Source organism: Rhodobacter capsulatus (genome assembly GCF_003254295.1).
Classification (GTDB): domain Bacteria; phylum Pseudomonadota; class Alphaproteobacteria; order Rhodobacterales; family Rhodobacteraceae; genus Rhodobacter; species Rhodobacter capsulatus.
On the sequence record NZ_QKZO01000004.1, the window covers coordinates 50947 to 64726 of the forward strand.

Consider the following 13780-nt stretch of genomic DNA (forward strand, 5'->3'; position numbering starts at 1 on the left):
TTCAGGAGTCTCCTGCCTTATCGGTGTCAGGCAGCGCCGTTTCCACGTTAAATTCGGCATACCACCCAGCACGGGCGCGGATTGCGTCCCAGTCTTCAACGGAGAAGGAAACCAGATGTTCATGGACGAAATTCGCGAAGTCTGCGAGGTCTTCGCTGACGTCACGCCCGAGCAGCTTCTCGCGCAGGTCGCCAAGATCGACACCACGAAGGTGAAGCTTCATCACCTTCGCCGTCGCGATGATCAAGGCGTCCGTCGCATCGCGTGACGGGCGCAGCTTGAAGTGGGCGGTGTGGACAAGCAGCGAGCCGTCCTCGAAGACGAGAATGTCGTCTTGATCACCGCAGACAATGCGGCGCGCTGCCTCGAGACAGGCCTGATCCTCAGGAGTCAGCTTGCGCATTTGCCGCGGCCTCCATCATCTCGAATTTCTGCCGCGCATGGGCCGGAAGGTCGTCGAGGGTGTGGAACGTGCGCACCTTGAAGCCTTCACGTTCGGCGGCGAGGCGGCGATTGACGAGGCCGGAATCCGTCTGCATGTCGGCCCGCAGCCAGCGCACCATTTCGTGGCGGTCGTCGAAGGTGAACACCTTGCTTTGCATCACTTCGCGGCGGTCGGTGTTGCGGATCGTCGGGTCGATGCCGTCTTCCGCGATGACCAAGGGCACGCCACGCGCGGCAGCGGCTGCTTTCGCCTCCCGGTATTTCTGCGGGTTTCGCGCGCTTTCACGGTCGAGGACGACCGCGTTGCCGTGATCGCCCTTGCCGGAAGCAAGGCGCACGGACCCATCCGGCTGGGTGACGAGATTCAGGCTTTCGCGGCGACGGTCGCGCTCTTGCTGCTCCAGCTTCTCGAACAGCGGGTCCGCTTTGGCCGCGCGTTTGGCGTCCTGCACTTCGTCGAGCAGCTTTTCCGCGTGCTTCTTGAACCCGCCAAGCTGTTCTTCGACAAGCGACTGGATATGGGGTTTCAGCGCCTCGATAAAGGCCGCCATCTGCTTTTCGTTTTCGCTCATTTGTTTCTCCAAAAACAAAGACGGGTCCGAATGGGAACCCGCCTCCGCTGTTTTTGGAGTGACGTGAACCCATCCCGTCTTGCCCTGATGATTGGGTCCGCTTTGGGGAGGAACAAGCAAAGAACAAGGAGTAGTTGCGGGATCAGGCGGCTTTGGGCAACTGTTTGAGGTAGAGCCGCAGGCCCGCGTTGAGCTGGTAATCGGGCAGGCGTTCACCCTTCGCCGACCAAAGCACGTCGCATTGAGGCAGTGTGTCTTTCACCATCCGAATGGCCGCATCGGTGGTGTGGCCGAGGGTTTCGATTGCACTCTTGCCACTGCGCGACCGCTGGCTGATCTGCCAGATCAGTTGCCCCGCCTTGCTGTGGAAGGGAGGCAGCGGCCCAAGGATGCGGGAACGTTCGCCGTCAGACCACGGGCGAGAGGCGACGACGTGCCCCGACTGGCTGACGAAGAAGGGGTCGTCGGGGACATGCCGCAGATCGACGTCTTCGGGTTCGATGGTGGGGCGAGTGACAGGCGCGGCAGGAGGGGGTGACGGGCGTTTGATCGTCGGCGGGCGCGCAGGTGTTGGAGGTGCCTTGGGTGCGGCGGGCTTGATCCGTGCCCAACGCTCGCGGGCGCGGGCAATGCCCTTATCAAAGGCGCTGATATGCGCCCGCCCGCGCATTTCGACGGTCGGTTCAATCTCGCCGTCTAGGAGCTTGCGCACCCGTGCGGCGAAACGATCACCGTCGAGGTTGACGGCAGCGCACCAGAGGTTGCGCCACTGCGCCGACGTGCCTGCGCGGTCGGTCAGGAACCTGATGGCCGCGACGGCGGCGGTGTCGGCAGACTCGCCATCGCGGGAGTCGGTCGTGGTCATATCCGAGAATGCTTGGGCGAGGATGGCAGCGGCCAGCTTCACCTCCGGGGTAGAGTCGCCCATCGCTTAGGCGTTCAAGGCGTTCGCAACCGGGGTGATCCAGCGCCACGGCAGGTCGATGTGACCGTGCATGGCAGTGATGCGCAGGCCCGTCTCGACGGGATACACCTGATAGGCCGGGGTGTTGTCCACGGGCGCCGTCGAAGGGTCGTTGACGAAGGCGAGCAGTTCGTTGCCGAGGTTGGTCGCGCCGTCGATCTTGAGATTGGCCGTGCTGTTGAGGTTGACCAAGACGATGGTGGCGGTCGTGCCGCTGAGGGTGGCCGAGAAGGTCATGGGGATTGTTCCCTTTCAGGCGGCATGGGCAACGTGGGCGCACCCCTGCCGCGTGATCGAAACGGCACCCACGACAATGCGTATCATCTTGCTTCGGGGCGTTGGCGCGGACGTTAGGTAGAGCAGGCAGGGAATGAGGTGGCGCAGCAGCGCGTCAGCGCGGGCGGTGTGCTGTGTCGGGCATCGGCATAGGGCATGGGGCATCGAACCGAACAGCGCCTCAGCAGATCGTGGGGCGCTGTCGAGTTGCCGTGACAGGGATCAGGGACGGGCTTTCGTCAGGACGAAGACATGACAGGCGGGCGGGTTCCAAAAGCCAAGAGACGGGTCAAGGGCCTCGAACGTGTCGAAACCCATCACGCCTGCCCAATGGCGTGCGAGGTCGATCTTCGGGCAGGTTTGCCAGTCCTGTGTGCCAAGATAGGGTTGGGTGACGAGATAGCGCATATTGCCGCCGTCGAAGGCGGCGGGATGGTCCGTCCACTCGAAGCCAAGGTGGGTATAGTGGCTGCGATGGCCGCGCAGATCACCGAAGAACGTCCAGTTGGCATGACGCGGGCGCACCAGCTTTGCGCCAAGACGCTGCTCGAAGGTGGCGATGCGGTTGAGGTACTCGGGGTAAACGTCGCAGTTGCGCATGTGATCACGGGTCAGCCACGAACTGCCGACGAGGTATTCAGTTTTCATCTCGATGCCTTTGGTAGCCGATGGGAATGACGCCGCGACGATGCGGGGCGTCCGCGGCGGTCAACAAGCGGAGTATGAGGATACCGCCATGTTCCTGAGGTAATGTAGGTTAAAGACGACCTAATTGACCGACTATTCGCGAGCCATGTGTGCCATGGGTCAAACAATACATGATTAGATGGTCTACGTTGATTTCATTGGGGATTTTCGACGGCCAATTGCATACCGATGCAATCAGACCGAAAGCACAGTATCATCTGCGCGCAGACATGCGGAGATTTCGGGGGAAGTGTGGATCGCTGCACAGACGGCTTCGCCACCGCATCGACAGCATTGCCCTCGTGTCACGGTTGTCACGGTTGTCACGGTGGTTTCGACAAGAGAGAGTTTTTTCACGAAAACACACGCGAAACCGTCATCATCATCATCATCATCATCTCTCTTATATTATATACCGTGACAACCGTGACAGCGCGCAGCAAACCCATGTTTTCCAAGCGCAATCCCCTGTCACGGTTTCCACTTCCGCACCGTGACGCGTCACGGATTAAGCGTGACACGCCGCTGAAAGCCCAACCGCTTTGCTCAACTACTGCCTCGGCAAAGCGTGACAAACCGTGACACGACACGGCCTGTCACGCCCTAAACCGTGTCACTCGCCCGAGCCAACCACGTCCTGCAACCGCGTCAAGTCGATGCGCAGCGCAGAAGGTCGATGCGCCAACCGTGGCACGCGCACCGTCCACTTGTCGCCCTTGGCTGGCCGATGCAGGATGCCCCGCAGGTGCAGCCAGCCGTAAAGCCGCGCCCTGCCGAAACCATCCATGATCTTGGCCATCGCCTCGGCGCGCAGATAGACGAACTCGCTATCAAACCAGCCATCGCGCTCCTTGTAGGAATTGCCGATTTCCCCCTCGTCCTGGCCGAACGGCGAGCCATCATCGTCGCCATCTTCTTCCGCCAACTGCATGATCGAAACGCGCAGGTTACGCTCGATGAAGGCCAAGACAGCCCGGCCAATCTGCAAGTCGTCGTCGAACACTTCGCGAACCTCGCTCGACCATTGCGCCCAAACCTGATCGACAACCGCCGTGTCGATGCCCATGACCTCGCCCGTCAGTTTCAACTGGGCGAAGGCGTTTGCGGCGCGGCCCAACTTCGGATCATCGCCCGCATAGAGCGCTTGCGCGGCCCGCCCATGCCGCTCTTTCAGATCGGCCATACCCACCACGCGCCGGACAAACTCAGGGCCTGCCGTGCCGTAGTGCATCCGCAGCATTGCCTCGAACTCGTTGACCGCCGCCCCGTCGATGATCGGCAACCAATCCGTCATGTCAATGTCCACCAGCCGCGTAACCATGCCTGCCGCCTGCTGCTGTTCCATCGCCTCGAAGATGCCTTCGACCGACTTCTCGGACGACATGATGCAGTTCAGCAGCCAACGGCGACGGCGCTGCATTTCTGCGTTCGATTTCATCCGCTCCTTGCCCATGCCGTTACCGAACAGATAAGCGAACTGGCCGAGGATGTTCTTGTTCGCGGTCTTCAACTCGTCGAGGGACAGGCCGATACCATTGCCACCCTCGAACAGGCCTTCCAGCGCATTTTCCGTGGTGATGAATGACTTGAGGCACCCTGACGCATCAGGCCGCCCCCAGCACCCAGCGGCTGCCTTCAACGCTGCGGTCTTGCCCGACCCTGACGGTCCATAGGCGTTGAACGCCGTGCCCGTTTCAATGCCCAACGGCTCAAGCAGCACGGACGACAGGCCGACCAAGATGGCGAACAGCCAAGCAGGCTTCTGCTGCGCCCGTGATAGCACCTCGCGTTCCCAGTCATCGAAGGTCGAGCGGCGATCATAGACGGCAAGGTTGGCTTCGGTTTTCAGGACATGGCCGACGCCAAGCAACACCGTGTCACCGACGACAAAGGCACCGTTGCGCTGCCAGCCGTTGCGGGTGTAGCCGATCACCTCTGGCGGGCGCGTTTCCATGAACATGCGGGCGAGCAGGGACAGGTGCTTCGGGTTGAAGTACGCCTTGCGCGCGGCAAGCCACTTGCCGATGTCTTGGGCTTGGATCAGGTCTTCGCGTTTGACGGTCGCGCGGCGGTCGTCGATGCGGACAAGCAGCCCCGCGTCCACCTCTGAGTCGATAGGATCGACAAGGCCCTCAATGTCGATGATGGACGAGGCGACCCTGACCGTTTCGTCATACGCCTTTCCGGCCTTCGACACCTTGCTTTCGATGAACCAAACGCCATCCTCGCGGATTTCGATGGAGGTTTTCGAGTCCAAGTCATACCGCGTGATCACCAGCGGTTCGGCGGGCACGTTCTCGGGCGTGCGCATAGTGATGTCTTCCATTACCATTTCTCCTCGCCGAAGAATTTCTTCACGGCGTCCTCGGCCATCTGACGGATGCGCGGGCGCAGCTTGCGCCAATCATCGGTCCGCAGGTGCGCCGGGAAGTTGTTTTCGATGAAGGTTGCGATGTCTTCGGGCGAATAGCCTTGCGAGACGAGCCACGCTGTGACGGTCAGACAAGTCGGGTGTCGCGATCCATCATGAAGGCCGATGATTGCGCGCTGCGCCGCATCAATGCCGTCCTTTCGCAGCGACTCCCGCAGTTCGTCAATTCCCGTCCAACCGAGCTTGCGGCCATGATGGTCGCGGGTTTCCAACAGCGGTTTGATGGTGTCGAGCCACGCCGTCACCTGCTCCTGCGTCACCTCGGGCAGATCGCCGGGGGTCACGTCGAGAAGTGACCTGCCCGGCCAGTCATAGGCTTTCTTGGTTGTGGGGTGCGTTCCGAAGATGGCGACCTGACCGGACGAGCCGAACACTTCGACCCCGTTCAGCTTCTGCGACCGCACGGCGCCCCGAAAGAACGCCATGTACTTCGGATGATTGCCGACGCGGACGAATTCCGACTGGATGCCGCAATCGTAGCCGCCAATCTCCGTGATGCGGCGGTTGAGCGCCGGATCAGTCAGGTCAATGTCGAGGGCAACGATCTCGCGGCATTCACCGAACACCATGCCCGTCAGAGGCATCCGCCCCATGCGCCCGCGATACCATTCGCGCAGCGTATCGAGGGGGATGTCTTCGTGCTGGTAAGCTGCCCACTTGACCGCAGGCTTCTTCTGCCCCGTGTCGATGGTCAGGGGGATGATATTGTGCCAGCCGTTCGGCACCATCTTGGCCGCGACGTCAGCGAACATGGAACAACTCCTCGAGCGCGAGGATTGCCGCTGTCTCGTCATGCAAGGCGAACGGTTCGCACGGCCTGACATCACGCAGCCAGATCGACTTGCCATCGACGTCCAGCCGGAACCAGTGGAACGTGTTGCGCACCTTCGCGGCGAGAGCCTTCGCGTCGAAGTGGACGGCCTCAAATTCGGCGGCGAAGCCGTCACCGATCATCTTTTGAATCAGCCACCAGTTATGCCCGCGCGTCGAATTGCGCGGTGACTGAGGGTTGAAAACGAGGGTCAACTCGAAGGGTTTCAGGTCAGGGGTTTGGCATTGCAGCGCAAGCACATGGCCGCCCAACTGGTCGTAGACCTCGATTTCCGAGATCCACGCTTTGGTTTTTGCTTGTCTATTCATCATCTTGTCCTAGGAGCGGACAAGCAGGTTCCTCATTCCGTGGTCGATCAGTTCGCAAGCATCTGATATAAGCAAGTTATCCCGACTTAACGCGCTTTCGATGCTCTACGCGCATGATTACGACCGAGGCGAGTGCCAGCTTGCCTCGGTCAATTCATGCGGCGATGCGCGAACGGTTCAGCCAAGCGATCAAATCCGACCGCATGTAGCGGACGATCTTCGATGCGGGCTGGCTGTAGGGCGGCCCCGACCTGCGCTTGCGGTGGTCACGCAGATAGTCCTCGGACACGCCAAGGAATTGCGCGGCCTGCGCCGGGGTCATGATTTCAGGGAAACTCTGCGCTTCGATAGCCGTGCGCAACTCGGCAAGGAGGGAGTCTGGAGTCATGGGTGTTCTCACATTGAGGGCACCTGATGACCGCGCGCTTTCCTCCCATCCTCTCCACTGACCGCCTTCACACGCCCTTGGGCTGCTTCGGGTTCCTCGGCCTGTCAGTTTCGCAGTCGCGTCACGGCCTCACTCGACAGGGGGTTTCCCGCAAGTGGAGGCAAGGTATATCCAATCTAAGCACGTCTGAGCATGTCTTCAACCGACAAGGCAGGTGCGCTTTTGGAAACGATCTGGTTCGCGATGGCGTTTGCATCGGCATGTGACCCAAGATCGTGCATATAGCGGCCAGCGGCACCCTGCATGATGGTCACGTCGCCGCGCATCCAGTTGATTACTGGACCTGAAAGACCCGCTTTTGCCGCCGCCGACGAAAACAGGTGGCGAGTGTCATGGGGGCGCAGCACCCCTCCGTTGTCCACGTCATTGCCGTCAATGTCGATCTGTCGAAGGCCCGTGATGGGCTTATTGTAGTGCCGCCCCTCGAAGACGATCTGATCATGTGTCCGCGGCGTCAGGCGGAAAACGTCGAGGGCAGCGTCCGACAGGGGGAACGTGCGCCGAAGGCCGTTCTTCATCCGCCCGAGGGTCAGCATCTTCTCGTCGAAGTCGATGTCTTGCCAGCGCAGGGCGCGGATGTTGCACATCCGAAAGCCCGTGAACAGCAGCGCCAGCCACGCCGCCCGCCGCGTCATGTTCGGCACCTTCGAGATCGCTTCCATCGCGGGCCAACGCTTTGCCTCGTCGAACAGCAGTTCCCGTGTCCGCGCCTCATACCCCTTCACGCGATAGGTGGGGTCATGTTCATAACCGTCGTCCCGGTATGCAAGCTGGGTGCCGTAGATCGCGCCCAGCGCGCGCAGCAGACAGCTTGCCGTGGTAGGCTTGTTCGCCATCGCCTTGATCTTCTCGTTGACCATCTGCCGCGTGATGTCCGTGATGGGCATGTCGAGCCACCGGGGCGTGTGAAGGCGCAGCATGGCGGCATAACCCGCCGCCGTTTCCTCCGACACATGACGCTGGCGCGGGTCGAGGGCCTTCGTGACATGCTGCTCAAGCGCGACCCGCAGGGTGATCTCGGGTGCGTTGCGCGGGGCATCGTTGCGGACGATCACGCCTGCGTCTTCGATGCGGGTGTTGAACTCGGCCGCCGTCTGCGCCGCCTCGATCACGGTCATGGCAGGCCATGTCCCAAGGGTTTCCGTGAAGTTTTGCCCCTTCCAAAACTTGCGGAAGCGCCACGTCTTCGACCGTGCGCCGACTTCAAGGTAGAGGTTGGGGTAGCGGCTGTCGCGGTAGCGGGTCGCTGCGCCGCCAGTGTGGGCCGCCTTGTCGAGCGCGCCCTTCGTGAATGTCATTTCCAGCGTTGCCATGATCGGCCTCATGCAATTGTCTATGCAATTGCATGTCACCCATCACCCGGTCTGATCAACCGAAGATGCTGATTTTATTAGGTAATCCAACCGTCAGCACGGGTTAGCATGGTCGGATTCTGGAATTAGAAGGCAGCTGCTCTATCCAGCTGAGCTACGGGACCGCATGCCCCCCTTTTGCGCCAAGCGCGAAAGGCATGCAAGCATTCACAGCGCCCGCGTCATGAAGACCGAATTCGGATCATGCCCGTAACCCTCGAACGGGCCGCATTCGACGAAGCCCTCGGCCAGATAGAGCGCCCGCGCCGGGCCGAAACTGTCTTGCGATCCGGTCTCGAGGCTGACACGGGCAAATCCCAGGCGCCGGGCCTCGCCCACCAGATGCACGACCAGCGCCCGCGCCAGCCCCATGCCGCGCATTTCGGACAGCACATGCATCGATTTCACCTCGGCATGATGGGCGTCGATCCGCTTCAGCGCGCCCATGCCCACCGGCCGCCCCTCGAAGCGCAGCACGTAAAACCAGATCCCCGGGGCCGCCAGCGCCGAGGCGGGCAGCATGTGGATCGATTCGGGCGGCGTGTCGGCATGCATCGCAACCGTGTGCCGTTCGTGCAACAGCGCCAGCTCCGGCGCCAACGGCGAAGAAAGTTCAATCTCGATCATGGCTTGTCTCGTGCTGTTTCGACCTCGCGCGGTTCTGGCGCGATCGGACGGCCAAGTCCAGCCGGGCCAGCGCCGCATCCGCCGCGGCAAGGGTCCGGGCGCTGGCCCCCGCATGTTCGGCCAGAAAGGCCGCGATCGCGGCACGATTGTCGCGCGGCGGCTCGGCCAGCGCCGCCAGCAGCGCCGCCCGGTCGGGCAGGCTTCGCGCCACGCCCACCGCGGCGGCCTCGGCAAAGGGATATTCGATTGTATGCACCTGCGGCCCGGTCAGCACCGGCTTGCCCAGCATCAGCGGCTCGATCACGTTATGCGCGCCCTTCGGGCTGAAGCCGCCGCCGACGATCACCCGGTCGGCCAGCGCGAGGTAGAAGAACATCTCGCCCAGACTGTCGCCCAGAACCACATCGGGCGGCAGGATCGGCCCGCGGGGCGCCAGATCGGGGCCCAAGGTGCGGCTTCGGCGCAGGACGTTCAGCCCCGCCGCCGTCAGCCCGGTGGCCACCGCGTCGAAGCGTTCCGGCGCGCGGGGGACATGGACGAACAGCGGCGCGGGGCGGTTTTCGGCGCGGGCCCGCGCGGTGATTTCGGCGATGACGCCGGTGAAAAGGGCCTCCTCCGCCTCGACGCAGCTGGCGATGGTGATCACCTCGCGCCCGGCGGCAAGCAGGGGGCGCAGGCGCTCGGCGGCGGCGGGCAGGGCGGGGGGCACCGGCTGGTCAAAGCGCAATTCGCCGGTGACGGTGATCTCGCCAAGCCCGGTGGCGGCGAAACGCTCTGCCTGCAGGCGGGATTTCACGAAGGCCCCGGCCAGCTGCGCGATGACCCGCTGGCGCAGCCGCAAGCCCTTGCTGTCGCGGGCAAAACGGCCCTGCGTGTAAATCGCGTTCGCGGCGAAAAGCGGCACGCCCGCGGCGCGGCTGGCCGTGATCATCGCGGGCCAGATCTCGACTTCCAGCGTCAGGCCCAGCCGCGGGCGGCAGGCGCGCAGGAACCGGCGCCAGCACCAGCCCATGTCGAGCGGCACCCAGACCACCACGACCCGCCCCGCGGCGATCTCGGGGCCGAAGGCGCGGGCGGATTCGCCGCGCCCGGCCGGGGTGAAATGCGTCAGCACCACGGTTTCGCCGCGATCCAGCATCCGCCGCACCAGCGCGAGGGCCGAGCGCATTTCGCCCAAGGAGACCGCATGCACCCAAAGCGCGCCCTGCGGCAGCGCCCGGCGGTAAAAGCCGAAGCGCTCGGGCAGGGCCTGCAGATAGGCCGGATCGCGGCGGCCGCGCCGCCAGAGATAAAGCAGCACGACAGGCAGGCCGACAAGCCACAACAGCCGGTAAAGCCCCATGAACAGCCGCAGGATCATCGGTCGGTCTTCCTCAGCGCCAGCAGCTCGCGGGCCAAAGGCTCCAGCTCGGCCCGGGCCGTGGCGACCAGCGCGCGGGCGCGGTCTTGCGCGGCGGGGGCGGTTTCGGCCACCGCCCGCGCCAGCGTGGCGCTTGCCTCCGGGCCGGTTTCGATGCGCTGCGCAAGGCCCGCCGCGGCCAGATCGGCGTAATCGGCGGCGAAATTATGGGTCACGGGGCCTGCCAGTACCGGCAGGCCCAGACAGACGGCCTCCCAGGGATTATGGCCGCCAACGGGGCCGAAACTGCCGCCGACGCAAGCGACGCGGGCCAGCCGATACCAAAGACCAAGCTCGCCGAAACTGTCGGCCAGATAGACCTGCGTTGCGGCATCGGGCATCCCGCCCGTGCTGCGCCGCGAGCTGCTCAGCCCGGCCCGGGTCAGCGCGTCCTGAATCGTCTCGGCCCGGGCGGGCAGGCGCGGGGCCAGGATCAAAAGCCAGGCCGGGTCTTGCGCGGCAAGCGCCTTGGCGGCTTCGATCACCACCGCCTCGTCCTCGGCATGGGTCGAGGCCGCGACCCAGACCTTGCGGCCCGAAAGCGCGGCTTGAAACCGGGATAGTTCGGCCGGATCGACGCCCAGCGGCGCGGCGGCGGGCTTGAGCGAGCGCATCACCCGCACGTTCTCGGCCCCAAGCGCGCGCAGATGCCCGGCCGAGCCCGCATCCTGCGCCGCGATCAGGGAAAACCGCCCCAGCACGTCGCGGTAAAGCCCGCCCAGCCGCGCCCGTTTCGCCGCCGCCCCGGCGCCGATCCTTGCATTGACATAGGCCAGCGGCACACCGCGCGCGGCAGTGTCGCAGATCGCGCCCGGCCAGAGATCCTGTTCCGACCAGATCGACAGATCGGGGCGCCAGTGATCCAGAAAGCCGCGCAGGAAATCCGGCCCGTCGAGCGGCAGGAACTGATGCACCGCGCCCGCGGGCAGGTTCGTCCCCAGCACCTGCGCCGAAGACCGCGCGGTGGAGGTGATCAGCACCGCCAGATCGGGGGCCTCCGCCTGCAGCGCCACAATCAGCGGGCGCAGCGCCAGCACCTCGCCCAGACCCACCGCATGCAGCCAGACCAGCCGCCCCGCAGGCCGCGCCGCGGTCGGTCGGCCCAGCTTTTCGGGCAGACGGGCGGGGTCTTCCTTGCCCTGCTTGAGCCTGCGCGCCAGCACCGCGCGCATCAGCGGTTGCAACAGCGGCCGCGCCGCCAGATAGGCGCGCAGCTGCCAGCCGTCAGGGCGGGGGCGGGGGGATGTCACGGCGCTCCTCTCCATCGGGCAGCAAAACCGCGCGGACCCTAGGGCGGCGCGGCGGATTTGTCCATCCGGGCGGGCTCAGACAAGACCAAGCCCGACGGCGGCGACGAAACCCACGTTGCACAGCACCATCAGCCCGACGGCCAGCGAGCCCAGATCCTTGGCATCTTTCGCCGCTTGCGACCATTCGGGGGAAATCCGGTCGGTCAGCACCTCGATCGCGGTATTGAGCGCCTCGATGGCCAGAAGCAGCGCGAAAAGCACGCCAAAGCCAAGAAACTGCGCCACCGAGGCGCCGAAGAACGCCAAAAGCCCCAGCGCGACGGTGCCCAGGATCAGTTCCTGCCGGGCGGCGGTCTCGCGCCAAAGCCGCCCCATCCCGGCGATCGAATAGCCGGTCGCATCGATCAGATGCCCCAGCCCCGGCCGCGGCGGTACCACCTGCGGCGCGGGTTTTTCCGGCTTGGCCATCACGCCCCTCCCTTGCGGCAGTCGTGGCTCAGATCCAGCGCATCCTTGCGCACCGAGGTCCGGATGTCGAGCAGGCCCAGCACCGAATGAAACAGGTTGTCTTGCGACACCGCCGCCCCGGATTGCGCCGCCAGACAGGATTGCGGCACCTGCATCGCGTCCTGAAAGGCCTGCGACAGCCAGATCACGAAGGGCACCTTGCGCTGTTCGTCCGGCGCCATGAACATCGGCGCGGCATGCAGATAAAGCCCTTTCTCGCCAAGGCTTTCGCCATGATCCGAGACGAAATACAGCGCCGGGATCACCCGGTCCTGCGCCGCCATCATGCGGATCGTCCCGGCCAGCACATGATCGGTCATGCGGATCGAATTGTCATAGGCGTTGACGATTTCCCCGGGCTGGCAATCGGCAAAGGCCGAGGACCGGCAATCGGGTTTGAACACCGCCTGATCGGCCGGGTAGCGCAGGTAATAGGCGGGCCCGTGGCTGCCGATCATGTGCAGGACCAGCACGGTGTTTTCGGTGATCGTCTGCATCCGCGCCTTGATGATCGGCAGGAAGGCCGCATCGGTGCATTCGCCGCCCGCACAGGCGGCCGGATCCAGCGTCGCATCGATCCGCGTCACCGGGCCCAGCCGTTTCGCCACCTGCTGATCGCCGGTGTTGTTGTCGATCCATTCCACCTTCAGCCCGGCATGGGCCAAAATGTCGACCAGATTCTCGCGCCCCAGAAAGCGCTTTTGCGTATAGCCCTCGGTGCCCAGATCGGAAAACATGCAGGGCACCGACACCGCGGTCGAGGTGCCGCAAGACGCGGTGTCGGTGAAATTCACCACGTCAAGCTTGGCCAGTTCCGGCGTGGTGTCGCGGCCATAGCCGTTCAGCCCGAAATTCTGCGCCCGCGCGGTCTCGCCGACGAAGAGCACGAACAGCACCGGCTTTGGCGCGGCTTGCAGCAAGGGCCCCGGGCGGGCGTCGCGGCCATGGGGGGCGGCGGTGATGTCGGCGGTGGCAAAGCGCAGCAGGCCATAGCGCACCATCGCCCGCAGCGGTGCCCCGGGCTGGAACGCGGCCAGCATCTCGCGGTGGTTGCGCACGGCGGGGGCGAAGCTGCGGTAATTGCCGACGACCATCGCCAACAGCAGCCCCAGCATCAGCGCGACGCCCAGCGGCCAGCGCCAGATCAGGCTGCGCCACCGCACCGGTTTCAGCGGCAGGCCAAAGATCAGCGCCGCGGGCAGCACGCCCCAAAGCCCGATGTCGCGGAAAAACTGCAGCGTGAACAGATGCTTGCTTTCGGTCGTCGTGGTCAGCATCGCATTCTGGATCATGTCGCGGTCGATCAGCACGCCATAGGCGGCGCGGAAATGCTCGGCCACGGCGGCGGTCAGGATCATCAAGGCCAGCGCCGGACGCTGCAGCCGGGGCAGGGTGACAAAGGCCATCAGCGCCAGCAGCAGCAGGCTGACCGAGGTGCCAAAGGCCACCAGCGCCACCGGATCCTTGGCAAAGACCCGGAAGATCGCCGCCCACAGGCCGCCGTTCAGCGCCAAAAGCAGATAGGCCGCGACCAGCAGATTGAGCCCCCAGGGGCTCAGCTGCAACCGCGTCGGGGCGGGGGCCGTGCCGGGGCCGGGCGGCGAAAAGGGAAGGGGGGGGCTCGACATCTGGTCCGTCTCCTTGCGGGTCTTGCCCCCCTCTCGCCGCGCCGCCTTGCGCCCA

General features: G+C 64.2%; 15 protein-coding genes. All 15 read right to left on the reverse strand.

Annotated elements, in window-relative coordinates; all coding sequences use genetic code 11:
• Nucleotide 1: 1 nt before the first annotated feature.
• Nucleotides 2–403, reverse strand: coding sequence for a hypothetical protein (locus LY44_RS06785; protein WP_055209612.1), 402 nt, complete (start codon nucleotides 401–403; stop codon nucleotides 2–4).
• Nucleotides 384–1016 (reverse strand): hypothetical protein, encoded by a 633-nt coding sequence (locus tag LY44_RS06790; protein ID WP_055209611.1) that lies wholly within the window; start codon nucleotides 1014–1016, stop codon nucleotides 384–386. The genes LY44_RS06785 and LY44_RS06790 overlap by 20 nt, the downstream gene beginning before the upstream one ends.
• A gap of 142 nt (nucleotides 1017–1158) precedes the next feature.
• On the reverse strand, nucleotides 1159–1944 hold the full coding sequence (locus LY44_RS06795; RefSeq protein WP_055209610.1) for a hypothetical protein: 786 nt from the start codon (nucleotides 1942–1944) through the stop codon (nucleotides 1159–1161).
• Between the two features lie 3 nt (nucleotides 1945–1947).
• Nucleotides 1948–2217 carry a hypothetical protein gene (locus LY44_RS06800; protein ID WP_055209609.1) on the reverse strand — a complete coding sequence of 90 codons (270 nt, stop codon included), beginning with the start codon at nucleotides 2215–2217 and terminating at the stop codon, nucleotides 1948–1950.
• A 261-nt stretch (nucleotides 2218–2478) separates the two neighbouring features.
• Nucleotides 2479–2904 carry a hypothetical protein gene (locus tag LY44_RS06805; RefSeq protein ID WP_055209608.1) on the reverse strand — a complete coding sequence of 142 codons (426 nt, stop codon included), beginning with the start codon at nucleotides 2902–2904 and terminating at the stop codon, nucleotides 2479–2481.
• 652 nt (nucleotides 2905–3556) lie between these two features.
• Entirely contained in the window at nucleotides 3557–5269 is a 1713-nt protein-coding gene (locus LY44_RS06810) for a DUF927 domain-containing protein (protein WP_055209607.1), read from the reverse strand.
• Nucleotides 5269–6126 carry a hypothetical protein gene (locus LY44_RS06815; protein WP_055209606.1) on the reverse strand — a complete coding sequence of 286 codons (858 nt, stop codon included), beginning with the start codon at nucleotides 6124–6126 and terminating at the stop codon, nucleotides 5269–5271. The genes LY44_RS06810 and LY44_RS06815 overlap by 1 nt, the downstream gene beginning before the upstream one ends.
• Nucleotides 6116–6514: a hypothetical protein gene (locus LY44_RS06820; RefSeq protein ID WP_146707217.1), complete on the reverse strand. Its 399-nt coding sequence runs from the start codon at nucleotides 6512–6514 to the stop codon at nucleotides 6116–6118. The genes LY44_RS06815 and LY44_RS06820 overlap by 11 nt, the downstream gene beginning before the upstream one ends.
• 154 nt (nucleotides 6515–6668) lie before the next feature.
• A complete protein-coding gene (locus LY44_RS06825; RefSeq protein ID WP_055209604.1) occupies nucleotides 6669–6902 on the reverse strand; it encodes a helix-turn-helix transcriptional regulator in 234 nt (77 codons plus the stop codon).
• Between the two features lie 176 nt (nucleotides 6903–7078).
• A complete protein-coding gene (locus LY44_RS06830; protein WP_160320030.1) occupies nucleotides 7079–8275 on the reverse strand; it encodes a tyrosine-type recombinase/integrase in 1197 nt (398 codons plus the stop codon).
• A 207-nt stretch (nucleotides 8276–8482) separates the two neighbouring features.
• On the reverse strand, nucleotides 8483–8941 hold the full coding sequence (locus LY44_RS06835; RefSeq protein ID WP_055209602.1) for a GNAT family N-acetyltransferase: 459 nt from the start codon (nucleotides 8939–8941) through the stop codon (nucleotides 8483–8485).
• On the reverse strand, nucleotides 8928–10301 hold the full coding sequence (locus tag LY44_RS06840) for a 3-deoxy-D-manno-octulosonic acid transferase (RefSeq protein ID WP_065118354.1): 1374 nt from the start codon (nucleotides 10299–10301) through the stop codon (nucleotides 8928–8930). The genes LY44_RS06835 and LY44_RS06840 overlap by 14 nt, the downstream gene beginning before the upstream one ends.
• On the reverse strand, nucleotides 10298–11590 hold the full coding sequence (locus LY44_RS06845; protein ID WP_055209601.1) for a 3-deoxy-D-manno-octulosonic acid transferase: 1293 nt from the start codon (nucleotides 11588–11590) through the stop codon (nucleotides 10298–10300). The genes LY44_RS06840 and LY44_RS06845 overlap by 4 nt, the downstream gene beginning before the upstream one ends.
• Before the next feature lie 75 nt (nucleotides 11591–11665).
• Entirely contained in the window at nucleotides 11666–12058 is a 393-nt protein-coding gene (locus LY44_RS06850; RefSeq protein ID WP_055209600.1) for a diacylglycerol kinase, read from the reverse strand.
• A complete protein-coding gene (locus LY44_RS06855; RefSeq protein WP_055209599.1) occupies nucleotides 12058–13725 on the reverse strand; it encodes a phosphoethanolamine transferase in 1668 nt (555 codons plus the stop codon). The genes LY44_RS06850 and LY44_RS06855 overlap by 1 nt, the downstream gene beginning before the upstream one ends.
• Nucleotides 13726–13780: the final 55 nt, after the last annotated feature.

Bases quoted from the DNA above. Each gene is read 5' to 3' on its own strand.
- LY44_RS06785 (WP_055209612.1), bottom strand. From the start codon at position 403: ATGCGCAAGCTGACTCCTGAGGATCAGGCCTGTCTCGAGGCAGCGCGC.
- LY44_RS06790 (WP_055209611.1), bottom strand. From the start codon at position 1,016: ATGAGCGAAAACGAAAAGCAGATGGCGGCCTTTATCGAGGCGCTGAAA.
- LY44_RS06795 (WP_055209610.1), bottom strand. From the start codon at position 1,944: ATGGGCGACTCTACCCCGGAGGTGAAGCTGGCCGCTGCCATCCTCGCC.
- LY44_RS06800 (WP_055209609.1), bottom strand. From the start codon at position 2,217: ATGACCTTCTCGGCCACCCTCAGCGGCACGACCGCCACCATCGTCTTG.
- LY44_RS06805 (WP_055209608.1), bottom strand. From the start codon at position 2,904: ATGAAAACTGAATACCTCGTCGGCAGTTCGTGGCTGACCCGTGATCAC.
- LY44_RS06810 (WP_055209607.1), bottom strand. From the start codon at position 5,269: ATGGAAGACATCACTATGCGCACGCCCGAGAACGTGCCCGCCGAACCG.
- LY44_RS06815 (WP_055209606.1), bottom strand. From the start codon at position 6,126: ATGTTCGCTGACGTCGCGGCCAAGATGGTGCCGAACGGCTGGCACAAT.
- LY44_RS06820 (WP_146707217.1), bottom strand. From the start codon at position 6,514: ATGAATAGACAAGCAAAAACCAAAGCGTGGATCTCGGAAATCGAGGTC.
- LY44_RS06825 (WP_055209604.1), bottom strand. From the start codon at position 6,902: ATGACTCCAGACTCCCTCCTTGCCGAGTTGCGCACGGCTATCGAAGCG.
- LY44_RS06830 (WP_160320030.1), bottom strand. From the start codon at position 8,275: ATGGCAACGCTGGAAATGACATTCACGAAGGGCGCGCTCGACAAGGCG.
- LY44_RS06835 (WP_055209602.1), bottom strand. From the start codon at position 8,941: ATGATCGAGATTGAACTTTCTTCGCCGTTGGCGCCGGAGCTGGCGCTG.
- LY44_RS06840 (WP_065118354.1), bottom strand. From the start codon at position 10,301: ATGATCCTGCGGCTGTTCATGGGGCTTTACCGGCTGTTGTGGCTTGTC.
- LY44_RS06850 (WP_055209600.1), bottom strand. From the start codon at position 12,058: ATGGCCAAGCCGGAAAAACCCGCGCCGCAGGTGGTACCGCCGCGGCCG.
- LY44_RS06855 (WP_055209599.1), bottom strand. From the start codon at position 13,725: ATGTCGAGCCCCCCCCTTCCCTTTTCGCCGCCCGGCCCCGGCACGGCC.